The organism is Belliella pelovolcani (assembly GCF_900156785.1).
GTDB lineage: Bacteria > Bacteroidota > Bacteroidia > Cytophagales > Cyclobacteriaceae > Belliella > Belliella pelovolcani.
On sequence record NZ_FTOP01000038.1, the window covers coordinates 1 to 2,422 of the forward strand.

Consider the following 2,422-nt stretch of genomic DNA (forward strand, 5'->3'; position numbering starts at 1 on the left):
TAAACAATGTAAGTGTAGCAAGTGCAGAAGGCGCATCAGACAGTGACGATGCAACAACCACGATCACACAAGCTCCAGCAGTAAGCATAGAGAAGTCAGCAGATAAATCAATTGTATCAGAAGCTGGTGAGTTCATCGAATATACTTTAACTGTTACAAATACTGGAAATGTTACTTTGACGAATGTGAACGTCCTAGATGGTAAAGTAGACCTTGATCAAACAATCCTATCAATGAACCCAGGACAAGTTGAGGTAATCACAATTAATTATGAAGTAACTCAAGCGGATATTGATAATGGAAGCATTCTGAATACTGCTACAGTAGAAGGAATTGCTCCTGACGAAAGATTGGTTGATGATGAGTCTAGCGTAACCGTAGAAGTTGATCAAAACTCAGCAATCAGCTTGACTAAGTCAGCAGACAAGTCGCAAGTAACAGCAGCAGGTGAGGAAGTAGTGTACACCTTGACGGTAACGAATACAGGCAACACGACCTTGACAGATGTGATGCTAGTTGACGAAATGCTAGAAGTATCTGAGAATGTAGGCACCCTACTACCAGGTCAGTCAGTAAGCAGAGACTATACATACACAGTAACCCAGTCTGATATTGACAACGGTTCTATAGTGAACGTAGCAAGCACAACAGGTGAAGATCCAAATGGTGATACTCCAGGTGACGATGACGAAGTAACAGTAGACGTTGATCAGAACAGCAGCATAGCTTTGACTAAGTCAGCAGACAAGTCGCAAGTAACAGCAGCAGGCGAGGAAGTAGTGTACACCTTGACGGTAACGAATACAGGCAACACGACCTTGACAGATGTGATGATCGTGGATGCGATGCTAGAAGTATCTGAGAATGTAGGTACCCTACTACCAGGTCAGTCAGTAAGCAGAGACTATACATACACAGTAACCCAGTCTGACATTGACAGTGGCGCGATTGTAAACGTTGCAAGTGTTGAGGGTACTGACCCTAACGATGAAACGCCAGGTGATGATGACGAGGTGATCATTGAAGTAGATCAGAATGCGGGAATTGAAATAGTGAAGACTACTACTTCAGAAACCTTCCTAGCACTGGGTGAAGTGATCGAGTATACCTTGACAGTAACTAACACTGGAAGCGTGACCTTGACCAATGTAGTGGTAAGGGATCCATTGACAGGCTTTGAGAATGTGATTGAGAGCCTAGCTCCAGGAGCGTCTATTAGTCTTGCGACTAGCTACACGATCACTGCAGAGGATCTTGAAAGAGGTACTTTGGTCAACACTGCGGCAGTAACAGCAGAAACTCCAGAGGGAGGTACAATAGACGATGAAGATTCAGTGACAATTGGAGGTGGTGCAAGACCAATCATAGCCAATGATGATGAACTGGGAGAATATACAGTGAGCTTCGGAGGTATGATCGGCAACATCCTTGACAATGACCTCTTGGATGGTCAGCCAGTGACAATGGACAATGTGGACTTTGTATTCACAGACTTGGACGGAATCATCGGTTTGTTGATCAATCCAAATGGAGAGTTGAGCTTGATCCCAGGTGTAAACGAAGCCAGAGAATACAGATTGAGATATGTGTTGTCAGAGGTGTTGAACCCAACCAATACAGATGATGCCTTTGTAACCTTCAGAATCTTGAATGATGAAGTAGACATGGCGGTGAGCAAGACCTCGTTTGATGTAGAGATCTACGAAGGAGACGAGTTTGAGTACGAGATCGTGGTGTCTAACAATGGCGAGACTGATGCAGAAGAAGTGGTGATCACAGATGATCTTCCAAATGGAGTGAGCTACCTTGGATCTACCTTCACTGCGAGCAGCAATGCAATCCAGCCAGTGACTTCTACCAACGGACAGCGCGTAACTTGGACAGTTGACAACTTCCCAGCGGGAGCGACCTTGACGATCAGAGTACAAGTGAGGGCAAATGCGCTACCAGGTACCACATCTCAGACCATCACCAACGTGGTGACAGTGACATCAGCAGGAGAGGAAATCAACCCTGTAGACAATACAGATAGTGATGTGAACACGGTGAATCCGTTCTTTATCCCGAACGTGATTACTCCTAATGGAGATAATAGAAACGATAGCTTTGAGATCAAAGGTCTAGGCAAGTTTGCTTCCAACGAGATCGTGATCTTCAACAGATACGGAGACCATGTCTTCGAGCGTACCAACTACCAGAATGACTGGACGGCGGATAATCTTCCTGCGGGAACATACTTCTACGTCTTGGTAGGAACAGATGCTACAGGCAGAGCGCACGAATTCAAGGGATGGATCCAAGTAATCAAAGACTAAAGGACAGAAACCATGAAAGGGATTTTTAAAATAACAATGATGACAATGCTGATGGCTATGGTAGCCATCGGCAGCGTCGAATCGCAGCAGCTGCCACAGTTCAGCCA

The 2,422-nt window shown here is 45.1% G+C and carries 1 protein-coding gene; it reads left to right on the top strand.

The annotated features are described in order from the left end of the window. A partial coding sequence (locus BW935_RS17960; RefSeq protein ID WP_084565991.1) for a DUF7507 domain-containing protein occupies positions 1 to 2,315 on the top strand: 2,315 nt, incomplete at its 5' end. Between the last annotated feature and the right edge of the window lie 107 nt (positions 2,316 to 2,422).